This window comes from Marinitoga arctica, assembly GCF_054657315.1.
Genome location: NZ_BAAHYY010000018.1, coordinates 18463 through 42398, shown reverse-complemented (window position 1 = coordinate 42398; position 23936 = coordinate 18463). Strand labels below are relative to the sequence as shown.

The following is a 23936-nucleotide window of genomic DNA, read 5'->3' as shown; positions in this document are numbered from 1 at the left end:
TTTAGTTATTCACCATTCGTGACCGAGAATATAATATCAGAAAAATCATTAAAAGTCAAGAAAACAATAGGTTAAAAATTTTAAGAAATGATTTCTAATTTTGGAATATTAAGCAATATTGAAAATAGTTTTTGAAATGCTTTTTTTCTATGGCTTATACGATTTTTCACCTCTTGACCAAGTTGCCCAAATGTCAAAGTTTCACCATCAGGAATAAAAATCGGATCATAACCAAAACCATCTTTACCTAATATGGAATATGCTATTTTTCCTTTTATTTCGCCTTCAACAGAAAAAAGAAAATTGTTTTTAGGATTATAATATGTTGCTGCACAAACAAACCTTGCAGTTCTTTTATTAAATGGAACATTCTCCATTTTCTTTAATATATGTTTCATTTTTTCTTTATAAGATTTATTTTCCATAAATCTCGAAGAATATACGCCTGGAAATCCGTTTAATATTTCAATCTCAAGACCAGAATCATCAGCAATAACAGGAGTTCTTAAAACTTGTGCAGTTTCAATTGCTTTCTTTATGGAATTTTCAAGAAATGTTTTTCCATTTTCATTTACTTCGAAATTTTTGAGGATTTCGAACATTCCTTTTATTTCAAAGTTATTTGGTTTTATTTCGTTGACTTCTTTTAATTTATGTTTATTGTTAGTAGCTAAATATATAATCATTCTCCTAAACCAACCTTTTTTAAAATTTTAGCAGCTTTTGAAGGATTTTCTTGATGGAAAATACCAGCACCCACAACAAATTCTTTTGCTCCGGAAATATATAAATCTCTAATATTTTTTTCTCCAATTCCACCATCTACTTCTATTACAACATTTAAATTTTTTTCATCAATCATTTTTTTGAGTTTTTTTATTTTATTTAATGTTTCAGGTATAAATTTTTGTCCAGTAAATCCAGGATTTACACTCATTATTAAAACTCTGTCAACAAATGGGAGTATTTCTTCAAGTAGGAATACAGGAGTGTGTGGATTTAAAGAAACACCTGCATCACAGTTTAAATCTTTAATTTTTGTAATAGTTCTATGTAAATGAGTAACAGCTTCATAATGAACAGTAATTCCATTTACACCCATTTTTGCATAATCTTCAATATATCTATCTGGATTAACGATCATTAAATGAGCATCTAAATATTTGTTTGTAATTTTTCTAATAGATTTTACTATGGGAGTACCAAATGAAATGTTAGGAACAAAAAGCCCATCCATAATATCTAAGTGTATTCCATCAATAGTATTTTCTACGTTTTTTATTTGTTCTCCTAATTTAGAAAAATCAGCAGCTAAAATTGAAGGATAAATTTTCATTTCCATCTTTTCCTCCTTATTTTTTTATTATAATCTTCTACCTCATTATATATTTTTAAATAATTTTTATATCTATTTTCTGAAATTTCCCCATTTTTAACAGCATCTTTTATTCCGCAGTGAGGTTCGTTTATATGAACACAATCATTAAAAGCGCAGTACATTGAATGTTCATGGAATTCTATAAAAAATTTTTGTAGTTCTTTTGGTTCAAAATCATATACTTCAAATGCAGCGAATCCTGGGGTATCTGCAACAAATCCACCAAAATCAAAATCTAATAGTTCTGTATAAGTAGTAGTATGTTTTCCTCTTTGAAGTTTTTCTGAAATTTTTCCTACTTTTAGTTGAAGTCCAGGATTAATTTTATTTAGTAAAGAAGATTTTCCAACGCCAGACATTCCAGCAAAAGTTGAAATTTTATTTTTTAAATAGGGTTTAATTTCATCTATTCCAATATTTTTTTTAGCACTTGTTAAAATAACAGGGTATAATGGAGAATAAATTTTTAAAAAATTATCTATTTCTTCTTTGTTCAATAGGTCTACTTTGTTTAATACAATAATACAATCGAGATTATTTTTTTCAACTTGAACAAGAAATTTGTCCATAATTAAATAATCAACTTTTGGACTTTTTAAACAGGTAACTAAAATTGTTTGGTCAACGTTTGCGATTTTAGGTCTATATAATAAATTTTTTCTTGGAAGTATATTTTCAATTTTTGCAGAATTATTTTCATCTAAAGAGTATTCAACATAATCACCAACTATAGGTGTTATTTTTTGTAATTTAAATTTTCCCCTTAAATAAGCAGTTAATTTTTTTGATGTCTCTAAATCTATTAATTCTAAAGTGTTTGAATGGAAACGAGTAACTATTCCTTTTCTTATGTTCACTCATTCACCTCCGAAGAATAAATTTTTAATAATATAGTATCTCCTTTTTTTACAGGAGTCCCAGGTTTTGGATTCATTTCGAAAACAGTTTCTATATCTTTATTTTGAGAATATATTTTTTCTATTTTATAATTTAATTCATAAGAAGAAAGAAATTGTTCAGCAATTTCCAAAGGAACACCTATTAAATCAGGTACTTTTAGAGGTTCAATTTTTCCTAATTGAATAAAAACATGTCTGCCTTTTTTTACTTTTGTTCCAGCTGCGGGTTCTGTATATAACACTTTTTCTCCTATTCCTTCAATTAAAGGAATAAGTCCTAATTCTTTTAAAGCATTTATAGCGGTATCTTTAGTCTCTCCTTTTAATTCTGGTATTGAAACATAAGAAGAGCTATTAACAAAGATAAATATAAAGAGGAGCAATATTAATCCTCCAGTAATTGCTCCTAATATAAACATCGTTAAATTGTAAGAAATTTTTTTTATAAAAGGAATAACCTCTTTTTTTTTCATTTTTGAATAAAACCCTTTTTTCTTAATTTTAACTGACCACAGGCAGCATCAATATCAGTTCCTTTTTCAATTCTTAGAGTAGCTTCAATATTATGTTCTTTCAATTTATTAACAAAATTGGTTAAAAATCTTTTTGAGGGTCTTTCATAATTAGCAGGATTTGGATTTACGGGAATAATATTAACCATAACTTTTAATCCTTTTAATAATTCTGCTAATTCTTCTGCATGTTTTTCTTCATCATTTAAACCTTTTATAGCTATATATTCTATTGTAACTCTATTTTTAGTTTTCTCCTGATAGATTTTGCAAGATTGAATAACCTCTTCAATTGGATATTTTGCATTAATTGGCATAATTTGATCTCTTATATAATTGTTAGGTGCATGTAGAGATACGGATAATCTAATATCCAAATTAAAATCTGCTAATTCTTCTATTTTATCAGCAATTCCTGCAGTTGAAATAGTAATCCTTCTTGCACCAAGATTTTTCATTTTTTTATTATTCCAATTTTTAATAGCTCTTAAAACATTATCATAATTTAATAAAGGTTCGCCCATCCCCATTAAAACTATATTGTTTATATTTACATCTCTTAATTTTTCTATTGCTAAAACTTGAGCAATTATTTCACCAGTACTAAGGTTTCTTTCGAAACCACTTGCGCCTGTAGAACAGAATTTACATTTTAAAGCACACCCGACTTGTGAGGAAATACAAGCAGAAATCCTATTAGGGTAGAAAAGTAATACTGATTCAATAGTTCTATTATCTTCTAATTTCCAAAGAAACTTAGTAGTTTTATCTTTTTTTGATTCTTGAATATCTATAGGTTCAGGTATATATATATAAAAATATTCATCTAATAATTCTCTATGTTCTTTAGAAAGATTTGTCATTTCAAAAAAATCAAAAACATGTTTTTTAAATATCCAATCTAAAACTTGATCAGCTCTAAATTTTTGCAAATTTATTTTTTTGAATTCTTCAATCAATTCTTCATAACTAAAATCTAAAATATTCTTTTTAACCATTTCAATTACCTCCTAAAATACGCAACATTCATAGCTCCATGTTATTTCAAAATTTAAATTTCTGGCCAAATCAATAGTATGTTTTACAGGTTGAACGATTTTGTCTGCTATAAAAAGCAATTTTTCTTGTAAATTTTTTCTGTATTTTCCTTTTGGATGCATACAACCAAGAGTAAGATTAATATTTGGGAAAATGCTTTTTGTATATTCGAATACTTTATATACATCATCAATTGAAGGTGGAAGTTTGTTTTCAAAATATGAACCTTTTGTAGGTATAAACACTAAAAAAATAATTTCATCAATATGCTTAAATTTCTTTAGTCTATTTAAAGCATCATATTCATGAGTTAGTTTTCCCCCATTAAGACCAATGGTAATATGCGGCTTTACATTAAATTCTAATTCAAATAAAATATTTAGGGTTTTCCACATATCTTCAAATTTATCAATGCCATATACATCTAACATGGTTTTTTTATTTCCCACTAAATCAAAAGAAATAGCATCACTTATATCTTTTATTTTTAATAATTCGTTATAATTCATAAAACCAGTGTGAATATTATATTTAAAATTATATTTTTCTTTATATTTTTTAAGTTGATCAACAAAATTATATACAGGTACTTTTATTTCATTATTCATACCTCCACTTAAAAGAAAAGAAGATATGTTATTTAATTTTTCAATTTCATTTAATGTTGCCATATTTTCTAAATAATGTTTATTACAGTGTTTGCAATTTAAATAGCAATATTGCCCTGTTAACGAAATAGATTTAGTTTCTTTCATCTTTACAAAATGTATTTTATTTCCCATTTTTCTCACCACTAAAATTTTTACAAGCCTCTTTTGCAGCAAGTTGTTCTGCAATCTTTTTGGATTTTCCAATACCTTTTCCATAGGTTTTCCCATTAATTCTAGCTTCAATTATGAAAGTTCTGTTGTGAGGTGGGCCATCTTGTCTTACAAGAATATATTCAGGTCTTATCTTTAAATCCTTTTGAGTTAATTCCTGTAATTTTGTTTTATAATCTAAAAATAAATTTCCATCTATAGCCTCTTTTATATAAGGTTTTAAATTTTTTAGTGTAAACTCTCGTGCTTTTTCATATCCAAGAGATAAATATATTGCTCCTAAAATAGCCTCAAAAAGGTCTGAGATAATAGAGTGTTTTTCTCTCCCACCAAATTTTTCTTCATTTTTACTAAGCAAAATATAATTTCCCAAATTTAAATTTTTAGCTGCCTCAAATAAAATTAGTTCACTTCCGACGGTTGCTCTAATTCTAGCCATTTCACCTTCATTTAGATTATAATTTACATATAAATGTTCTGCTATTATTAAGTTTAAAACAGAATCACCTAAAAATTCTAATCTTTCATTTGAATTTATCATTCGTCCTTTTGAATTATAATCATTTGAATATGATGAATGACAAAGAGCTTCGAAAAGAAGCTCTTCGTCTATATCTTCAAACCCGACTAAATTTTTTACTTTATTTATAATATGTTTTTCAAAATCATTCATTTACTTTCTCCTTAACTAAGTTAAATAATGATTCTTCATCTAATTTAAATATTTTAAATAATGATTCATTATTTCCTGATGGTGAATAATTATCGACACCTAATGAGTTAACGCTTAATGGATTTACTTTATTTTCCACTACTGATTTTGAAAATTCTACTATTAGTCCATTATACTTATTATGATCTTCATATATTATTACATGTGAATTATTTATATATTCACTTATTTTAGCTGCGTCAAATTTTAATGGAGCTGAGACATTAATAACAGTTATGTTTATTCCTTCATTTTTTAGTTTATCTGCAACTTTAACAGCTTTATATACAACACTTCCATGAGTCAATATAGTTACTTTTTTACCTTTTCTAATAATATCCATTTTTCCATATTCAAATTTATAATCTTTACCAAAATATGGGTTTCCATTTTCATCTAATATTACAGGTATTTTTGATCTTCCCATAGCTATAACTACATTTCCCAATGTAGAAGCAGCATATCTAACTGCCTTATCAGTTTGGTTTGGATCCGCTGGGACAATTAATTTTGTATCAAAGAAACTTCTAACCAAGCCTATATAGTTTATTTCATGATGGGTTTTTCCATCTTCACCTATATCAATTCCACAATGAGTGACAGCTGTTTTTAAGTTAGTATGATTAATATCGTTTAATCTTTGTTGATTAAATGTTTCGTCAAGTCCAAATACTCCAAAATCAGCGAAAAATGGTACAACACCACAAACTGACATAGCCCCAGCAATGGTTGCAGCATTATGTTCTTGAATTCCAATTTGAACATAAGCGTCTGGTGATACTTTTTCAAATTTTTCCAACTTAACTGAAGGTTTTAAATCACAATCAACAGCCACGATAGGAACTTTCCCTTTATTGACTTTGGCGAGATCAGCAATAGCATTTCCAAAAGCTCCCCTGTTATCAATTTTATCTTCTTTTGAATAAATAATAGGAGTTCCTGGATCAGCAGTTACTACATAATCCTTAAATTTCAATTGTTCTCTTAATAATGGTAAGTTTTTTCGCATATTTTTATATTTCTCGATATCATTTTCTAAACCTAATTCTTTTAAAGCTTTATCTAATTCATCTTCTTTTAAAGGAGCTCCATGATATTCATGTCTATTTTCCATAAATGAAACACCTTTTCCAATAATCGTTTTAGCAATAATCACAGTTGGTCCTAATTTATTATTTTTTGCTTCTTCTAATGCATTAAATAATTGTTCATAATCATGACCATCAACCTCGATAATATTCCAATTAGCTGCTTCATATTCTTTAACTATATCAACATATAAAACGTCTCTAGCTCTTCCAGAAATTTGAATATCGTTATAATCTACTAAAACTGTTAAATTATTTAAATTTTCTTTTTTTGCAGTTCTTCTTGCTTCTGAAATTTGCCCTTTTGGAGCTTCTCCATCACTGTGTAAAACAAAAACATGATAATTATCTCCAGTAATTTTAGCTGCTAAAGCCATCCCAACTCCAGCAGATAAACCTTGCCCTAAATTTCCAGTGGTCCATTCAACGCCAGGAATGCCTCTTGTTATATGTCCTTCGAAAATTGATCCAGCATGTCTAAATCCTGCTATTAATTCATCAACATCAAAAAATCCAAGTCTTGCTAAAGCAGAATAAACACCTGGAGAAGTGTGTCCATGACTTATAACAACTCTGTCCCTCTTTGGATCAAATGGATTTTCTGGATTTATGTTAGCCATATTAAATACGCTTAAATACATATCAATTGAAGACATTGACCCTCCTGGATGACCCGATTTTGCAATAGTAGTCATTTTTAAAATATCTCCTCTGCAAATTTTGCCTAATTCCTTTAATTCTTTTATGGATTTTTTCATCTTTTACTCCTCCTTCATTATTTTTTATTTAAGATGTTTATTTTGTAAGGCGTTTTATAATAAAAAATATTATATTTAGTATAATACTTATAGTTATGGTTGTTGTTACAGGAAAATAAAATTTGAAATTATCTTTTTCTATTAATATATCTCCAGGTAATCTACCTATCTTAAATGGAATTTTATTGGAAAAATAAAAAATTAAACCAATAATAATTAAAACTATTCCAATTGAAATCAGAGATTTTCCTATAATCTGCATATTAATCACCGTAAGGGCAATTTTTTTTGAAATATTCAAATGGTAATTTTATTATTACTGGTTGATTGTTTTCAATAATTTGCAGTGTTACTTGTTTTAAAAATGCATTTACAGTAATTACTCTAGCAGGTACATTTTCATATTCTATAGTAGAACCTTCATTAGGAATACATTTCAACTCATTTTCATAAAATTCATTTTCATAAGCTAAGCAGCACATTAAACGGCCACATCTTCCTGAAATTTTTGCAGTGTTTATTAACATTTGTTGAGTTTTTGCCATTTCCATTTTTATAGAATCAAATTTTCTTAAAAATCTTGAGCAACAAGTAATCTGACCACATAATCCAATAGCTCCGATCATTTTTACTTCATCCCTAATTCCAATTTGTCTTAGTTCAATACGTGCTTTAAATTCTTTAGCAAGATCTTTAACCAGTTCTCTGAAGTCAACTCTAGTATCGGAACCGAAATAAACAATTATTTTTGATTTATCAAAAACAAATCTAGCAGCGAGAACGCGCATAGGAAGACCTAATTCTTTAGCTTTTATTTCAGTAACTTCTTTAGCTTTTTTAGCCATTTTTTTATTTTCTTCATAGATTTTCATATCATCATTATTTAATTTCCTTATAATAGATGTTACTTCATAACCAATTTCTTCAAATGTCATTTCTTTTGGTCCAGACACTACTTTTCCCACGTCTAATCCCATATCTGCATTTATTAGAACTAAATCTCCAATATTAATTTCTTCACCATTTCCGGCGTAATATAGAATTGGAGAAAGTTTAGTAATTTCCACTCCATATACTAAAGCTTTTAAATTTATCATATTTTATTCCTCCTTATTTTTGAAAAAAGCATGAATAAACCTTAAAAACATAGTTTGAATAGTTAAATCGAAATTAAAATTGGAAATATTGCTTTTAGTTATATTTTCGCACCATTGAACATTATCATATATTTGTTGAAAGTCCAATTCAAATTCCGCCATACCAAAAAAATAAACCATATTTAATGAATAAAATTCTTTCCAATAACTTGTTAAAGAATATATAAATGCATCATGATAAACAGCTAAAAATAACTTTGCAAGAAATTTTATTGTTTTCAGTTTATCATTAAGCTTATTTTTATACGATAATATTTTATCAATTATATTTTGAATTTCTATTAAATTTAGTTTTTCAAATCTTTTTATTAATTCAAAAAAAGATTCGTATTTTAGTATTTTACTTTCTATATCAGTATTTTCACTTATTAAATATTTTATTAGATCATTATTATCTAAGGAAGAAAAATTCTTTACTAAATCAAGTAATTTTTTTGCATTTTCTTGATTTTCTAAAATATAATAAGCACATTCAAAATCATTTTTTATTGAAAAAGAAAGATTAATGTAATACTCTGGATATTTATTTTTAATTATTTCAATTATATTTGGATTTGGTAACACAATTTTATATAATCTACTTCTTATAGTAGATAAAAGATTATACCATCTTGAAGTTGTGCCAATAATAATAGAAAATTCTGGAGGTTCTTCTAAAACTTTCAAAGAAGCATTTGCTGCTTGTTGAGTCATTTTATCTATTTCATGAATAATAACCAATTTATAATCAGAAAAGTTTGGTTTATATAATAAAAACTCCTGCATATCCCTAATATCTTGAATTTTAATATTACCATCTTTTGGAATAATTTCAAAAATATCATTTGTATTTATCTTATTTTTTAAATTTTCAACTGTATTATATAAAATATATTTATCTTGATTAACAAGACAAATTGAGTTTCCTTTAAAATTTTGTATTTTGTCTAAAATGGTAATCACCCCTATTTATATAAATCAAGCAAAAGGCCGTTGATAGAATCAATTTTTTTTGCATAAAAAAATGCTCCAGCTTCATTTTTCAATAGAGAATCTGTAAGTTCTTTTAGTTCTTTGTTAACTTCTTCTGCAACGACAAAAAAATTTTTTTCCTTAAAATTCATTTTAGAATTTAATCTGTATAAATTTTTCTCAATTTTTCTCAAAAAACTTTTTACGCTTTTTTTGTATTTTTCCAGGTTTTTTTCAACAGGGGATCTTTTAAACTCTGTGCCATATTCTTCGATTTTTTCCAATATTTTATTTAAATCTTTTTTTATTATTTCAAATTCATTTAGATCCATTATTTCAGAAAAATTTGTTTTTTTTCTAGTAGAAGATTTATGTGAATTTGAAGTTTTTTTCTTTTTAATTTTTTTATCCTCAGGCTTTTGAGATGAATTTCCTGATAAAGGATTAATAAACATTATTACACCCCCTACCTAATTATACTACAAAAAAAGAAAAAGGGGAAATCCCCTTTTCTTTCAGGCTTTAATATGAGATTTTTCTAATCTTATAACAACTTTTCTATACGGTTCTAAGCCAATTGATTCCGTTTTTAAATATGGATATTGTTTTCTAACGTATTCATGAACTATTCTTCTTTCATAAGAAAACATGGGAGCTAATTCTATACGTTCGTGTTCTTCATTCAATCTTTTTACAGCGTTATCTACAATTTCATATATTTTTTCTTTTTTCTTCCGCCTATATTCGCCAACATCTAAATTAACATCAATTTTAGTGCTTGATAACCTATTAATATAGATAGATAAAATATGTTGCATAGCACCTATTGTTCTTCCGTATTTTCCTATTAATTTACCTAAACCATCGCCTTCCATTCTGACCAAAACATTTTTACCTTGAAAATTAATTGAATAATCAAAATCTCCTTCAAAATGTTCTAAAATAGAACTCAAGAAATCATTTAATCTATTCAATAAATACTTTTCATTTAAAAATGCGCTGATAATAGCATTTTTGTTACCAATTCCTAAGAATCCTTTCTTTGGTTGTTGAATCACCTCAAAATTAATCTCTTCAGGTAAGGCATCAAAATATTTAACAGCTTCATCAAATGCCAAGTCAATACTTTTACCTTCAAATTTTTTTTCTCGAATCTTGATATTCATTTTTGGCACCTCCTAATTGTGACTATTTAGATGTTTTATAAGGTTTAGGTCCTAATCCAAAAAATTCTCTTAATGTTAAACCTTTTATATTATTTTTCTTATTTACATATGCAGTAATAAATATTTGTAAAACAGCATTTGTTACCCAATAAATAAATATTCCAGTTGGTAAATTGATAAATAGGAATGGGAAAACAATCATCATAATTGATGTATTCCATGCTGTTTTTCTATCAGTAGCTGATTGCAATGAATTATAAAAATAAGCAGCAACACTTAATAAAACTAACACGATATTTTGAGTAAATCCACCTTGAGATAAATCAGACCATATTAAGAATTGAGGGTTATAAGCAAAAGTTCCTTGATAATAATTTATTGCTCCATATAAAATCCAAAAAATAGGCAATTGAACAAATGCAGTTAAACAACCGCCAGCAGGATTAATTTTATGCTCTTTATATAAATCCATTAATGCTTGTTGTTGCCTTTGTGGATCTTTATACTTTTTCTTAATTTTTTCTATTTCTGGTTGTAATTTTCTCATTTCTATCATTGATTTTGTTTGCTTATGATATAAAGGATATAGCAAGGTTCTAATGACAACAGTGAAGATCATTATAGCCCAACCAAAGTTACCAGTAAATTTGTATAGCCACCATAAAAAGGTAACAAAACCATAATTAATATACCATAACCAATTTATAGCATTTATAGATTTTGATAATTCAATAATTTTATCGTATTTCTCTGAGAAAATTTGTTTAACAAAAATATATTTTCTAGGTCCCATATAATTTTTAAAAGTTACATTTTTTGTAATATAGATGCTGTTATTTTCTATTTTTAAATTATTTCCATCAAAAATATATAAAGATTTTATAGGTTTATCTAAATAAGAAAGGAGTATATCGTTATCAGTAATTACGCTATTAGGATATGAAATAGTTGGGATAATTACTTTTCCAATTAAATTATTGAAAGAAATATCAAAATGATAATATGAATCATTATAGAATCTATATGTTTTTTTTCCAAAATTATCAAAGTTAAAATTTATTTCAACAAATTCTTCTGATGAATCATCTATGTCATAAGATATGGGTAATAATTCATTTCCATTTTCATCATAAATATCAAAACTATCATTGTAATAACTATATATTTTTACAAATAATGTATTGCTTCTGTCCTGTAATATTTCAAAACTTTTTATATGTCCAATATTATCAAAAGTTACTTTATACAGCCTCATCTGTAAATTGATTTCAGTTGCAGATGAAGAAATCTTATATTCTGGATTTTGAGAGAAAACAAAAACCCCTAGGACAATTAGTCCTATTATTAAAAATACTTTTTTCAATTTTTTACACCCCTTTGTTTATTTTTATTTTTCGGAATAAATACAAATTTTTCTGGTACTGGATCAATACCACCTTGATGAAAAGGATTGCACCTAAGAATTCTAAGAAAACCCAAATATATACCCTTCAACGCCCCAAATCTCTCTATAGCCTCATAAGTATATGAAGAACATGTAGGATAATAAATACATTTTGATGGTTTATAAGGTGAAATGAATTTTTTATAAAATTTTATTAACAACAAAAATACTTTTTTCATTTTAAGCGCTCCGCTATATTTAAAATAATATATTTTACATCATTAAAGGACATATTATCGAAATCTTTTGAAAGTTTTTTTCGAGGTAAAAAAACAATATCATAATCTTGTGGAAAGAGACTTTTATTTCTACGAAATATTTCTCTAATATATCTTTTTAATTTGTTTCTTTTATAAGCTTTACCAAATTTCTTTTTAATAGTAATACCGATTCTAGAATATTCAAGATTATTTTTAATGTATATCACTACAAAATAATCATTAACTTGTCTCTTTCCACAAGAAAAAACATTATCAAAGTCATTTTTAAAGTGAATTCTCTCACTCTTTTTAAAAGTTTCATTCATATCAAACTGCTAATCTTTTTCTTCCTTTTGCTCTTCTTCTTCTTAATACTGCTCTTCCACCTGGAGTTTTAGTTCTAGCTAAAAAACCATGTGTTCTGCTTCTTTTCCTTCTTGAAGGTTGGTATGTTCTTTTCATTAAAATTCCTCCTTTTCCATTTTATTCTATATACCTTCACCTATTATACCTTTAAAATATTTTTTATGTCAATATAAAAAGTTACAATTATTTTTTTTTTAAGAAAAAATTCGGGTATCCCCGAATTTAATGTAACATTTTTAGTTGTTCTTTTCTTAAATTTATAACCTGCATTAGTTTAGTATACTCATCAGCATTTATTTCTCCAATTTTAAAATCACAATGATAATAACCTTTAAAAATTTCTTCTGTATAAACAATTTCACCGATTAAATTGATTTTTAGATTCATAGCTTCAAATGTAATAACTGTTTTTTTATCAGCCATGTTTTTTACTTTATCTTTTAAAGCGTAGAAAATAATGTTGCTATTAGAAATGCTTTCGATATTAATTTTAAAAGCATTTTCGTTGTCAAGGCGCCATACATATTTATCAACAAAAACAACTCTTTTCAAAGGAACTGCAATACCATTTAAGTTCCATTTTACAGAATGTATAGTATCTTTAGATAAGTTTTTTTCTATTTTAAAAATATATCCTAATTTATTTTTACCTACAATATTGCATGTTTTATTAAATAGATTATTATTTGAATAATACTCTATAGTAAATGTATTTCCTATTTTTAAATAAGTATTTTTAACGTCAATATCTTTGTCATTAATTTCTATTATTTTATTAGGTATGAAAATGTTTAAATAGTCTTTTCTGGAATCTAAAATTTTACCTTTAAGTTTAATCTCAGTTTTTTCATCAGATTCTATATTAATAAATACATCGTTGTATTTCATTAAAGACCTTTGCATTAAACCACCATAAAATTCTGGAATTATTTCTATAGTTGTATTAACAATATCGTTATCTAATTTATTATTTTCTACCATTTTTAATAATATTTTAAGAGCATCTTCAATATTTAATGCTTTTCTCCAAGGTCTATTTGAAAGTAAAGCATCAGTAACTTCTGAAACAACTAAAATTCTTTGTAATATAGTTAAATTAAATTTGTTCTTTTTAAAATATCCACTTCCATCAAGATATTCGTGATGGTACTTAGCTATTTCAACAAATTCAGAAAAATAATCGTTACCACCAAATAAAAATTCTAATTTATTTGTATGTTGTTTTATTTGCTCTAACTCAGCAGGAGTTAATTTTTCTGATTTTTGTAATATTTCCTTAGGGATCCATATTTCACCAAGGTCATGAATTAAAGCAGCATAATATATTTTTTCGATGTCTTCTTGATTTAATTTTAAATTCTCTGCTATAAGAACAGATAAATCAGCAATTCTTAATGAGTGGTAATATGTATAAGCATCATGTGCTTTTAATATATAAAACATTGAATTTATTGTTTGCTCAATTGAGTAATCCCTCAAGTGTTTATCTTTAATATCAAGTATAACAGTTAAAAAATTCTTTAAATGTTCATATAAAAGATCTTTTAAAGTATTAATATTATCAAACTTAGTATTTTTTGGTAATAAAATATAAATAAAGCCAACAACTTCGTTTCTGAAAATTATATTTTGACCGATTGCGAAAAAATCCTCTTTGCCATCAAAAAAATGTTTATTAATTGATTCTTCGTATTCAATAGAATCAAAATTACTTATTTTAAATTTTTCTTCTACAGAAAAAAACATATTATTCATGGATAAATCAAAATCCATTTTTTCGGAATCAAAATAAGTGATTATTCTAAATAAATTATCCGAAATTTTTATTCCTAATATAAATCTAAAATTTGAAATAGGAATATTTGCTATTAAAGATTTAATATTTTCTAGGTTATAAGTCATTTTCTTCACCTTTTACTTTGAAATCATCTGAAGTACCAACAATAATGAAAATTCCTTCTTTTAAAAAATCTGGCGATTTAATATTATTTATATTTGTTAAATATTCAATAGAAACACCAAATATTCTTGAAATACTGTATAAAGTATCTCCATTTTTTACTTTGTAATAAATATAATTATCATCTTTATTTTCTTCTTTATAGTATTTTTCGAAAATTGAATTATCAAGAGAATAAATTTCTCTCGGATAAGTATCTTTTATAACAAGTGTGAATTTATCTGTTATTGTGTTTATATCTGTACTTTCTTGACTTATTTTCACTCCATGCAAAGATACATTTTCATATAAAATTAGAATAGAAATATTAGCATTATTGATTTCCTTTGAAAATTTATTAAGGGCTTCTTTTATACTGTAAATATGAAAATTTTTTTCTAAATAATTGGTGTTTCTATCTATCAATCCTAGAACAAAAATCTCATTATTTTTATATAAATATTTTTTATAAGGCAAAAAATATGTTTTATTTTTATATTCTAAATTAGCTAATAAGAATGGAATATTTTTATCAAAAAAATTATTGTTAAATTCAAAATATCCGAAAGTTCTATATGAAGGAACCTCGTAATATCCTTCATTACTTTTAAGAAAATTTGTAGAAAAAATCAAAATAGCATATACAAAAAATATTAATAAAAATAAATATTTTTTCATGTTTTAACCTCCTGAAGATTCTCAGGAATATTATACCATAAATTAATTAAATTTCATTATATATATCAATAAAAATAGTTTCTAAATTAAATTTTTTTTCTAATAACTCAGTAATAGCTTTTACACCAAAAGTCTCTGTAACATAATGTCCAGCATTAATATAATTTATTCCCATTTCTTCAGCAATATTTCTAATATGTTCTTTTACTTCACCAGTAATAAAAGTATCAACTTTGCCTTCTAAATTTTCTAAAGCATAGGATGCACCACCAGAAATAATAGCTACCTTTTTTATAAAATCACTATTTTTATAAATTACCATGTCATCTCTTTTAAAAGTATTCTTCAAAAGAGTATGAAATTGTTCAAAAGATATTTTTTCATCATATTCACCTATAATTCCAACATCAAAAGGGTCAAATTTTTTCAATCCTATTTTTTTTGCAATTTGAGCATTATTTCCATATTCTATATGAGCATCTAGAGGTAAATGGTAACCCATTAACGTAATATTATATTTTATAAGATTTTCTATTCTTTTTTTAAAATACCCTCTAATTTTAAAAAAATCTTTTCCGAATATTCCATGATGAACAAATAACATATCAGCATTAATTTTTAATGCTTCATCAAGAAAGCGTTTATTAAAAGAAACGCCAACAGCAACTTTATTCACATTATGTTTTCCTTCTATTTGAATTCCGTTGAAGCAAAAATCATTGAATTTATCCACTTCCAATAAATTATTTAAGAAATTTTCTATTTCAAAAATATTTGCCATAATATCACCCCCGCAATAATTATAACCTAAAAAAAATCTCCGCATTTGCGGAGACTAATTATATGATAGCTAGTTCTGTTTCTTTGTCAAACACATGCATAGTTTCCATTTCTAATATTAATTCAACATCCATATCTTCTTTAGCTGTTGTGGTAGGATCAACTTTTGCAACTAAATATTGACCTCCTATAGTAACATGCAATAATGTTTCACTACCTAGCGGTTCTGCAACATCAACTTTACCTTTAACAACATCATTTGTGTGTTCCCCTTTATAAATTGATTTATCATGAATATTTTCAGGTCTAATACCAAAAATAATATCCTTATCAATATATTTATCTAATTTTTCTTCAAATTGTTTTGGCACTTTTACTTTTAATTCTTCAGCAGAAATCCATAATCCTCCTTCTCCTCTAATAACTTTAGCTTCAAGGAAATTCATTGGAGGAGTACCAATAAATCCGGCAACAAATTTATTTGTAGGTTTAAAATAAACTTCGTGAGGAGATCCTATTTGTTGAATAACGCCATCTTTCATAATAACAATCTTATCTGCCATTGTCATAGCTTCTACTTGATCATGAGTAACATACACAATAGTTGCATCTAATCTATGGTGTAATTTCTTTAATTCAGACCTCATTTGAACTCTCAATTTAGCATCCAAATTTGATAAAGGTTCATCAAACAAGAAAACTTTAGGATCTCTAACAATAGCCCTTCCAACAGCTACCCTTTGCCTTTGCCCACCAGATAATTGTTTAGGTTTTCTGTCTAATAAATGAGCTATATCTAAAATTTTAGCTGCATTTTTTACTCTTTGATCGATTTCTTCTTTAGGGAATTTTCTTAATTTTAAACCAAAGGCCATATTATCATATACAGTCATATGGGGATAAAGAGCATAATTTTGGAAAACAAAAGCAATATCTCTATCTTTTGGTTCAACATCATTTACAACTTTTTCATCGATCATTAACTTTCCGTTTGTTATTTCTTCTAAACCAGCGATCATTCTCAATGTAGTAGTTTTTCCACAACCTGATGGACCTAATAGAACACAAAATTCCTTATCTTCAATAGTAAAACTTGCATTTTTTACCGCATGAAATCCATTAGGGTAAATTTTATCAATATTTTCCAATACAACTTGTGCCATAAAAACACCTCCAACTATTCTAAATTTTCAATTTCTTTAAAAATATCCTTTATTTCATTATATCTCGAAGGATCTCCAATTTCCATTAAATATAAATCTCTAATTTCATCTATAAAGTTAATTAATTTCTTAAATTTATCATAACCAATTAATACAAATTCTGGTTTTCCATTTTTAGTTATAATAATGAATTTGCTTTTTGACTCCTCTGTAACTTGTGAAAATTTTGCTTTAGATTCAGCAACACTATAAAATTTCAAATTTTCAATATCCATAAAAATCCTCCTTGACTATAATTATAGTCATATAATCAATAAACAAAAAATATAATTACATGCAATTAAAGATAAATACGCGTAATTATATTAAATTATACAAAAAAAATTATATTTTTTAAAGGTTTTTATATATAGAGATAATTATTTGTATTGTTTTAATAATAAAAATATAGACTGCATAAGCAGTCTATATTTTTGTACCAAAATTATAGTATTTTTTAATAGGTTTAATAATTTCCCATTTGCATGAAAGGTCTTTTTTAAATTCAACGAGATCACCTTTTTTTATTTTATAAGTACTGTTTTTTGTATGGATAATCACTTCTCCGTCTAATATGTAACATACTTCGGTATCATCATAATACCAATCAAAAGTTGAAATTTCTTTTTCCCATATAGGCCACTCACTGATGTTGAGTTTATTTAACACATCTTCTGAAGGGTTTTCGATTATTTTAATTTCTGGTTCATTATCTAAAAGAGCACCCATAGGATCTTTAAAACCACCTTCTGCACTTAAAATAGTTTCACCTAATAATCTTAAATATTCTTCAACATCGTCTTTTTTAAAATTTTCATAAAGAAATAACTCTAAAGATTCAAAATCAAATTCTGGATTTTTTTCAAAAAATTCATCGACTGCTTTTATAATTTCTTCCATTTTATTACCTCATTTCTAGATTTGCATTCTCATAATTTCTTTATAAGCTTGAACAATTTTGTTAGTAACTTCTGTAGTTAATTTCAAGGATAAAGAGGCTTTTTCTGCTGAAATAATAACATTGTGAATATTATCGATTTTTCCAGCAGCATAATCAGCACTCATTTGTTCTGAAATCTTTTGTGTTTTATTAACATCATCAATAGCATTTCTTAAAATATCTGCGAAATTAAGATTTTTTGATGATGTCTGATTGTTTTTTTGCGTCCTTGCTATATTATTAATTCCATTTATTCCTGATACTCCAGGGATTTTTTCTATCATAATCTACACCTCCTAAGCTCCACGACCTATGGATAAAGCAGAATTAAACATTGTTTTTGCAGAATTTACAACAGCGACATTAGCTTCATAAGCTCTTTGGGCAGTAATTAAATCGACCATTTCTCTAAGAGGATTGACATTTGGATATTTTACATAACCACTTTCATCGGCATCGGGATGTCCTGGATCATAAACTAATTTGAATGGACTGTTATCCTCTTCTAATTTTGAGACTCTAACACCGGAAATTTGTTCATCTTTTTCTAAAAAATTTTTATTTAAAACTTCTTTAAATGTAACGATTTTCCTCTTATAAGGCCCACCATTTTCAGTTCTTGTAGTGTTAACATTTGCAAGATTATTTGATATAACTTCTGATCTAAATCTTTCGGCAGTCATCCCACTTGCAGCAATATCCATTATTTTAAATGCGTTTATATTCATTATCTAATGCCTCCTATTACTGTTTTATAGTCGGATAATCTATAATTAATAAGTCTTGTTAAAGCATTATATTGTAAAGTATTTTCCATCATTTTTACCATTTCTATATCAATATCTACATTGTTTTCATCTTCTCTTGCAGAACGACTGTTATCTTCAATAATATTATATTTAACTTCATTAAGAGAAGGTATATTTTTAAAATGTTTGTCATTTTTAGTTTTTAATTTAATCTCAGAAGAATCTCCTAAAGCTTTTTTTAGTTCCTTTTCAAAAGAAACATCTTTTCTCTTATAGCCAGGTGTGTTATAATTAGCTATATTATGTGAATATATTTTTTGTCTAGTTTCAACTGCATCTAAAGCTTTTGGTATAATATTCATAGTGATATCTTTTATAAACATTTTATCCGCCTCCTGAATTATAATTCTATATATAATAAAAAAAACCCTAAGGAGTTGAAAAAATGAAAAAGATTTTTCTTATAGGTTATTATGGTCATAATAACCTCGGAGATGAAATGTTATTTGAATCCATATTAGAATTATTTAAGGATTTAAATTACGATGGAAAAATATATATAATTTCAGATAAGGTTATATATAACAAAGATCATAAATTCAAAATCATCCCACTGGAGAAATACGATATGTTAAAAATAATTAATACTATAAAAGAATCAGATTTTGTAATTTATGGTGGAGGAAACTTGTTTCAAACTGAAACATCATTAAAAAGTTTTATGTATTATGATTTTTTATTTAATATAGCAAAACATTATAGGAAAAATGTGTTATTCTTGTCACAAGGGTTTGGACATTTTAGGCATAATTATGCAATAAAAAGATTAAAGAAAATTTTAAAATATGAGAAATCATATGGTATTTTAAGAGATGAAACAAGTTATAGATATGCAAAAAGATGTTCTAAAAACTTTGACTTGGGGGTAGATATTGGACCAGTAAAATATAAAAATATTATTTTTGAAAGTGATCCTCAGGAATCACATATATCTATTGTTATAAAAAGACAAAAGAACTGGGAAAAAATATTATTCTTATTAAAACAAATAAATATAAAAAGAATTACGCCAATTGTTTTTAATAAGTCACAAGATTCTATATATGCTTATGAATTTTACGAAAAGTATAAAAACAAATTTAATATATCCTTTCCTATTACAGAAGAAAAGAAAATACTTGATGAGTTATTGAAATCTGAATTTGTTATTTCTGATAGATTGCACGGAGGAATCCTTTCAATATATTTAGGTGTTCCAGTAATAATGTATAAAAATCAAAAAAATTATAGAGTTTTTAAAACTATAGATAAAAAATATAATTTATTCTTTAGAAATGAAGACAGCTTAATAAATGCTTTAACAGAAATAAAAGGAATTGATTTTAACGAAGTACAAAAGACTTATTTGTTTAAATTAAATAAAACATATGAAAAAACAAAAGAATTAATTAAAACCTTCTTATAATACTTAATGAACGACCGTCCGTACTCAAAACGAGGATTATATTATCGGTAGGGACTTCAATATCTATAGGATAATCATCTAACTTTAAAGTTTCGTAAATATTGAAATTTTTATCTATAACAAAAAATTGACCAGTTATATGGGATATAGCAAAAAGAAAATCATTTGATGAATTATAATCAAAATCAGTAATAGGGACATCTTTTAAAATAACTTTTGTAGTTTTGTTTTTTAAAGAGTATATATATAGACCACCAAAAAGAGAGTTTCCAATTATATTTTCATTGAAAATGCCTATATTAATTAGCATTTTCCCAAATTGAGCAACTTTTTTTTGATAATTATCCCAAAACTCATAAATTCCACCATCAAAATATTCCCCTAAATAGTATTTATCATTATGTTTTTCTATATCGATAGGAAATACAATTCTTTTTAAATTTGTGATAAATTTATTTTCACTTACTATGAATAAAAGCTTATAAGTGTTTAAAATATTATCCTTTTCATTTTCATACATTGGAATTAATACATCATTATCTATAATAGAAATAAAAGGTGTTTTCACGGGAAATTCAATAAATTTATCTATCTTCAAAGTTTTTTTGTCTACAATATACAATCCATATGGATTAGTTGTAGTGATATAAAATTTATCATTTAACACTTTCATATTTATTGGTTTAGCTTTTAATTTTAATTTTCTACTTAAACTTCCCCATTTGTTTATAACCTTAATAGAAGGATCTCCATTATCTATTACATATAAATAATTATTAATATAATATCCAGCCATCGGTCTTGACATAATCCCATTATCTACATATAAAGTTACATCACCGTTTACATAATCAATTACCTTTACAGTGCCGCTATAATTACAAATTGTTGCATAATTTCCATAAATATCAATATGAAATGTTCTTTCACCTACAGGAATCCTATCAACAATCTGAAAAGTATCTGGGGAAGCAAAAAATATTCTGGATATTGATATAAATAGTAATAAAATAATTTTTAAATGTATTTTTTGCATATATTACCTCCATCAATTCTTTATTTCAATTGGTTTATTTATATTCATTAAGTATTATACATTAAAAATATTAAAAACTCAAAAAGATAACTTTTAAAAATTCTGTTATACATTATTATAAGTATAGCGCTATAATTATATTTGACATAAAAAATCATATTTAGGAGGGAAAGTATGGAAATAGAATTAAAAAAAACAGTGGGAATGCAATTTGTATCTAAAACACCATCAGGTCATGAAGTAATAATTGATGCTTCTCCAGAGGTTGGAGGAACAAATAGTGGTCCAAGAGCTTTAGAATTATTTTTATTAGGCATTGGTGGATGTACTGGAATAGATGTTGCAATGATTTTAAAGAAAATGAAAGTAGATTATAAAGATTTAAGAGTAAAATTAGAAACAGAGAGAAATGAGGAACATCCAAGATACTTTAAGAAAATAAATGTGAAATATATATTTAAAGGTAAAGATTTGCCGATGGAAAAATTAGAAAGAGCAGTTAAATTATCTCAAGAAAAATATTGTTCAGCTTCTGCAACAGTAAAAGGCATGGCAGAAGTTACATATGAGATTATAGTTGAGGAGGAATAATATGGCAGATAAAAAAATACCGTTTCATTTACCAGATCAACCCAAATTAGATAATATAAAACATGTAATTATGGTTATGAGTGGAAAAGGGGGAGTCGGTAAATCAACAATTGCTGTAAATTTAGCAGTAGCCTTATCCTTAGAAGGAAGAAAAGTTGGATTAATGGACATAGATATGCATGGTCCAAATGTTATGAGAATGCTTGGCGGAACAGAAAAAGACCATCCTTATCAGGTAGGAGAAAAAATATTACCACCTGAAGTGAATGGTGTAAAAGTTTTATCAGTATCTCAATTTGTTCCGGAATCTGGAAAGCCAATAGTATGGAGAGGGGCTATTAAAACAGGTACAATTAAACAATTTTTCAATGATATTGAATGGGAAGACTTAGATTATTTAATTATTGATGCACCTCCAGGTACAGGTGATGAACCCTTAACAGTTATGCAATTGATTAATAAATTTGATGGGGCAATTATAGTTACAACTCCTTCAGAAGTATCTAAAGACGATGTCGAAAGAGCTATTAATTTCTTTAAAATTATGAATAAGAACATTTTAGGATTAGTAGAAAATATGGCGTATTTTGAATGTCCAAATTGTCACACAAAACATTATATTTTTGGTAAAAATGGTGCAAAATCATTATCTGAAAAATATAATATACCAATTTTAGCAGAAATTCCTATTAGTGAAGATATAAGAACAAATATGGATACAGGGAAACCAGCAGCATATTTTGGGAAACCTGAACATGTAGCTCCTTATGTTCAATTAGCGAAAAGAGTCATAAATGAAGTGGAAAAGGATGATAAAGAATGAGCAAGTTAAAGACTATAACTATGGAATGGACAGGAAGTTCATTAATTTTAGTCGACCAAAGATACTTGCCATTAGAAGAAACGTATGTAATATGTAATAATTATAAAGAAGTAGCCATTGCTATAAAAGATATGGTTGTTAGAGGAGCTCCAGCAATTGGTGCATCAGCGGCATTTGGTTATGTTTTAGGAGTAAAGGAATTTGCAAATAGTGAGAAAATTGATGAAAAAATAAAAGAAGTAAAAGAAACGCTTGCAAATACAAGACCAACAGCAGTTAACTTATTTTGGGCATTAAATAGAATGGAAAAAAAATTTAATGAAATAAAAAATAAAGATAATTTAATTGAATTAATAGAAAAAGAGGCATTAGATATTGCATATGAAGATATAGAAGCAAATAAGGCTATGGGAAAATTTGGTGGTGAGTTATTAAATGATGGAGATACTGTATTAACTCATTGTAATGCAGGAGCTTTAGCAACAGTAGATTATGGAACAGCCTTAGGTGTAATAAGAGGAGCTAGAGAATTAGGAAAAAATATTAAAGTATATGCTGATGAAACAAGACCATATTTACAAGGTGCAAGACTTACAGTATGGGAATTATACAAAGATGGATTTGATGTTACATTAATATCAGATAATATGGCTGGCTGGGTAATGAAACAAGGAAAAATAAATGCAGTTGTAGTTGGTGCAGATAGAATAGCTGCTAATGGAGATGTTGCTAATAAAATTGGGACATATTCTGTAGCGTTATTAGCAAAAGAACATGGAATACCATTTTATGTTGCAGCACCGTTATCAACAATTGATTTAAATACACCTACTGGGAATGAAATACCTATTGAAGAAAGATCTCACAAAGAAGTAAGATATTGTCATAAATCTAAAATGGTTCCAGAAGAAATTAAAGTGTATAATCCAGCGTTTGATGTAACACCAAATGAATTAGTTACTGCAATTATTACAGAAAAGGGTGTAGTAAGACCACCATATTCAGAAAATTTAAAAAAATTATTTGAAAAATAATGTTATTTATAAAACCGGGGAAAAATTCCCCGGTTTATTATTATATTGAACTTTTTATGAAAATGTGATAAAATCAAAGTGAATACATTACCCCTTCCGAGCCTTTCTACCTAAAACTTTTAGTCATGGTAAAAGGCCAATGGGTATAGTTGGAAACGACTATGCCTCCCGTGTTTGGAAAGGAAGGAAAATCAAAAAGGGGGGGTAAA

General features: G+C 26.4%; 31 protein-coding genes and 1 riboswitch. Of the genes, 4 read left to right on the top strand and 27 right to left on the bottom strand.

What is annotated here, in order from left to right:
* Nucleotides 1-80 precede the first annotated feature (80 nt).
* The 26 genes from rdgB to flgB form a co-directional block, all read right to left on the bottom strand.
* Entirely contained in the window at nucleotides 81-686 is a 606-nt protein-coding gene (gene rdgB / locus ACYQ44_RS06410; protein ID WP_459996076.1) for an RdgB/HAM1 family non-canonical purine NTP pyrophosphatase, read from the bottom strand.
* On the bottom strand, nucleotides 683-1342 hold the full coding sequence (gene rpe, locus ACYQ44_RS06405) for a ribulose-phosphate 3-epimerase (protein WP_459996074.1): 660 nt from the start codon (nucleotides 1340-1342) through the stop codon (nucleotides 683-685). Before rpe ends, rdgB begins: the two co-directional genes overlap by 4 nt.
* On the bottom strand, nucleotides 1333-2235 hold the full coding sequence (gene rsgA, locus ACYQ44_RS06400) for a ribosome small subunit-dependent GTPase A (RefSeq protein ID WP_459996073.1): 903 nt from the start codon (nucleotides 2233-2235) through the stop codon (nucleotides 1333-1335). The genes rpe and rsgA overlap by 10 nt, the downstream gene beginning before the upstream one ends.
* Entirely contained in the window at nucleotides 2232-2750 is a 519-nt protein-coding gene (locus ACYQ44_RS06395; RefSeq protein WP_459996071.1) for a PASTA domain-containing protein, read from the bottom strand. The genes rsgA and ACYQ44_RS06395 overlap by 4 nt, the downstream gene beginning before the upstream one ends.
* Nucleotides 2747-3787: a dual-specificity RNA methyltransferase RlmN gene (gene rlmN, locus ACYQ44_RS06390; RefSeq protein ID WP_459996069.1), complete on the bottom strand. Its 1041-nt coding sequence runs from the start codon at nucleotides 3785-3787 to the stop codon at nucleotides 2747-2749. The genes ACYQ44_RS06395 and rlmN overlap by 4 nt, the downstream gene beginning before the upstream one ends.
* Before the next feature lie 12 nt (nucleotides 3788-3799).
* On the bottom strand, nucleotides 3800-4609 hold the full coding sequence (lipS1, locus tag ACYQ44_RS06385; protein ID WP_459996068.1) for a LipS1 family lipoyl synthase: 810 nt from the start codon (nucleotides 4607-4609) through the stop codon (nucleotides 3800-3802).
* The gene (rnc, locus tag ACYQ44_RS06380; RefSeq protein WP_459996066.1) at nucleotides 4599-5321 is read right to left on the bottom strand and encodes a ribonuclease III; all 723 of its coding nucleotides are present in this window, start codon (nucleotides 5319-5321) and stop codon (nucleotides 4599-4601) included. Before rnc ends, lipS1 begins: the two co-directional genes overlap by 11 nt.
* Nucleotides 5314-7206, bottom strand: coding sequence for a transketolase (locus ACYQ44_RS06375; RefSeq protein ID WP_459996065.1), 1893 nt, complete (start codon nucleotides 7204-7206; stop codon nucleotides 5314-5316). Before ACYQ44_RS06375 ends, rnc begins: the two co-directional genes overlap by 8 nt.
* A 37-nt stretch (nucleotides 7207-7243) precedes the next feature.
* Nucleotides 7244-7468 (bottom strand): DUF2905 domain-containing protein, encoded by a 225-nt coding sequence (locus ACYQ44_RS06370; protein WP_459996064.1) that lies wholly within the window; start codon nucleotides 7466-7468, stop codon nucleotides 7244-7246.
* Between the two features lies 1 nt (nucleotide 7469).
* Nucleotides 7470-8303, bottom strand: coding sequence for a PSP1 domain-containing protein (locus ACYQ44_RS06365; RefSeq protein ID WP_459996063.1), 834 nt, complete (start codon nucleotides 8301-8303; stop codon nucleotides 7470-7472).
* 3 nt (nucleotides 8304-8306) lie between these two features.
* Nucleotides 8307-9305: a hypothetical protein gene (locus ACYQ44_RS06360; protein WP_459996061.1), complete on the bottom strand. Its 999-nt coding sequence runs from the start codon at nucleotides 9303-9305 to the stop codon at nucleotides 8307-8309.
* Nucleotides 9306-9307: 2 nt separating this feature from the next.
* A complete protein-coding gene (locus ACYQ44_RS06355) occupies nucleotides 9308-9769 on the bottom strand; it encodes a YaaR family protein (RefSeq protein WP_459996060.1) in 462 nt (153 codons plus the stop codon).
* Between the two features lie 60 nt (nucleotides 9770-9829).
* Nucleotides 9830-10480: an RNA-binding cell elongation regulator Jag/EloR gene (gene jag / locus ACYQ44_RS06350; RefSeq protein ID WP_459996059.1), complete on the bottom strand. Its 651-nt coding sequence runs from the start codon at nucleotides 10478-10480 to the stop codon at nucleotides 9830-9832.
* 22 nt (nucleotides 10481-10502) lie between these two features.
* Nucleotides 10503-11843, bottom strand: coding sequence for a membrane protein insertase YidC (yidC, locus tag ACYQ44_RS06345; protein ID WP_459996058.1), 1341 nt, complete (start codon nucleotides 11841-11843; stop codon nucleotides 10503-10505).
* A complete protein-coding gene (gene yidD, locus ACYQ44_RS06340) occupies nucleotides 11840-12103 on the bottom strand; it encodes a membrane protein insertion efficiency factor YidD (RefSeq protein ID WP_459996056.1) in 264 nt (87 codons plus the stop codon). The genes yidC and yidD overlap by 4 nt, the downstream gene beginning before the upstream one ends.
* Nucleotides 12100-12450 (bottom strand): ribonuclease P protein component, encoded by a 351-nt coding sequence (gene rnpA / locus ACYQ44_RS06335; RefSeq protein WP_459996055.1) that lies wholly within the window; start codon nucleotides 12448-12450, stop codon nucleotides 12100-12102. The genes yidD and rnpA overlap by 4 nt, the downstream gene beginning before the upstream one ends.
* A gap of 1 nt (nucleotide 12451) precedes the next feature.
* Entirely contained in the window at nucleotides 12452-12586 is a 135-nt protein-coding gene (rpmH, locus tag ACYQ44_RS06330; RefSeq protein WP_459996054.1) for a 50S ribosomal protein L34, read from the bottom strand.
* A 126-nt stretch (nucleotides 12587-12712) separates the two neighbouring features.
* Nucleotides 12713-14392, bottom strand: coding sequence for an HD-GYP domain-containing protein (locus ACYQ44_RS06325; protein WP_459996052.1), 1680 nt, complete (start codon nucleotides 14390-14392; stop codon nucleotides 12713-12715).
* Nucleotides 14382-15107 carry a LysM peptidoglycan-binding domain-containing protein gene (locus ACYQ44_RS06320; RefSeq protein WP_459996051.1) on the bottom strand — a complete coding sequence of 242 codons (726 nt, stop codon included), beginning with the start codon at nucleotides 15105-15107 and terminating at the stop codon, nucleotides 14382-14384. The genes ACYQ44_RS06325 and ACYQ44_RS06320 overlap by 11 nt, the downstream gene beginning before the upstream one ends.
* Before the next feature lie 46 nt (nucleotides 15108-15153).
* Nucleotides 15154-15888 carry a Nif3-like dinuclear metal center hexameric protein gene (locus tag ACYQ44_RS06315; RefSeq protein ID WP_459996049.1) on the bottom strand — a complete coding sequence of 245 codons (735 nt, stop codon included), beginning with the start codon at nucleotides 15886-15888 and terminating at the stop codon, nucleotides 15154-15156.
* A 58-nt stretch (nucleotides 15889-15946) separates the two neighbouring features.
* Complete coding sequence (locus tag ACYQ44_RS06310; protein WP_459996047.1) at nucleotides 15947-17050, bottom strand: ABC transporter ATP-binding protein; 1104 nt, start codon at nucleotides 17048-17050, stop codon at nucleotides 15947-15949.
* A gap of 14 nt (nucleotides 17051-17064) precedes the next feature.
* Nucleotides 17065-17325 (bottom strand): type II toxin-antitoxin system Phd/YefM family antitoxin, encoded by a 261-nt coding sequence (locus ACYQ44_RS06305; protein WP_459996046.1) that lies wholly within the window; start codon nucleotides 17323-17325, stop codon nucleotides 17065-17067.
* A gap of 190 nt (nucleotides 17326-17515) precedes the next feature.
* Nucleotides 17516-17989: a cupin domain-containing protein gene (locus tag ACYQ44_RS06300; protein WP_459996045.1), complete on the bottom strand. Its 474-nt coding sequence runs from the start codon at nucleotides 17987-17989 to the stop codon at nucleotides 17516-17518.
* Between the two features lie 15 nt (nucleotides 17990-18004).
* On the bottom strand, nucleotides 18005-18313 hold the full coding sequence (fliE, locus tag ACYQ44_RS06295) for a flagellar hook-basal body complex protein FliE (RefSeq protein WP_459996044.1): 309 nt from the start codon (nucleotides 18311-18313) through the stop codon (nucleotides 18005-18007).
* 12 nt (nucleotides 18314-18325) lie between these two features.
* Nucleotides 18326-18751, bottom strand: coding sequence for a flagellar basal body rod protein FlgC (gene flgC, locus ACYQ44_RS06290; RefSeq protein WP_459996080.1), 426 nt, complete (start codon nucleotides 18749-18751; stop codon nucleotides 18326-18328).
* A 5-nt stretch (nucleotides 18752-18756) separates the two neighbouring features.
* Nucleotides 18757-19161, bottom strand: a complete 405-nt coding sequence (gene flgB / locus ACYQ44_RS06285; protein ID WP_459996042.1) for a flagellar basal body rod protein FlgB — start codon at nucleotides 19159-19161, stop codon at nucleotides 18757-18759.
* A gap of 62 nt (nucleotides 19162-19223) precedes the next feature.
* Between flgB and ACYQ44_RS06280 the strand changes: the two genes are divergently transcribed.
* Nucleotides 19224-20243 (top strand): polysaccharide pyruvyl transferase family protein, encoded by a 1020-nt coding sequence (locus tag ACYQ44_RS06280; protein WP_459996040.1) that lies wholly within the window; start codon nucleotides 19224-19226, stop codon nucleotides 20241-20243.
* Here ACYQ44_RS06280 and ACYQ44_RS06275 read toward each other — a convergent pair.
* Nucleotides 20227-21279: a YncE family protein gene (locus tag ACYQ44_RS06275; RefSeq protein ID WP_459996038.1), complete on the bottom strand. Its 1053-nt coding sequence runs from the start codon at nucleotides 21277-21279 to the stop codon at nucleotides 20227-20229. The two genes, ACYQ44_RS06280 and ACYQ44_RS06275, sit on opposite strands and share 17 nt — an antisense overlap.
* 174 nt (nucleotides 21280-21453) lie before the next feature.
* Between ACYQ44_RS06275 and ACYQ44_RS06270 the strand changes: the two genes are divergently transcribed.
* The 3 genes from ACYQ44_RS06270 to mtnA are packed head-to-tail and all read left to right on the top strand — an operon-like array spanning nucleotide 21454 to nucleotide 23727.
* Nucleotides 21454-21870 (top strand): OsmC family protein, encoded by a 417-nt coding sequence (locus ACYQ44_RS06270; protein WP_459996037.1) that lies wholly within the window; start codon nucleotides 21454-21456, stop codon nucleotides 21868-21870.
* Between the two features lies 1 nt (nucleotide 21871).
* Complete coding sequence (locus ACYQ44_RS06265) at nucleotides 21872-22693, top strand: Mrp/NBP35 family ATP-binding protein (protein WP_459996036.1); 822 nt, start codon at nucleotides 21872-21874, stop codon at nucleotides 22691-22693.
* Nucleotides 22690-23727 carry an S-methyl-5-thioribose-1-phosphate isomerase gene (gene mtnA / locus ACYQ44_RS06260; protein WP_459996035.1) on the top strand — a complete coding sequence of 346 codons (1038 nt, stop codon included), beginning with the start codon at nucleotides 22690-22692 and terminating at the stop codon, nucleotides 23725-23727. The genes ACYQ44_RS06265 and mtnA overlap by 4 nt, the downstream gene beginning before the upstream one ends.
* Nucleotides 23728-23809: 82 nt before the next feature.
* Nucleotides 23810-23928, top strand: a riboswitch (molybdenum cofactor riboswitch).
* The last annotated feature ends 8 nt before the right edge of the window (nucleotides 23929-23936 follow it).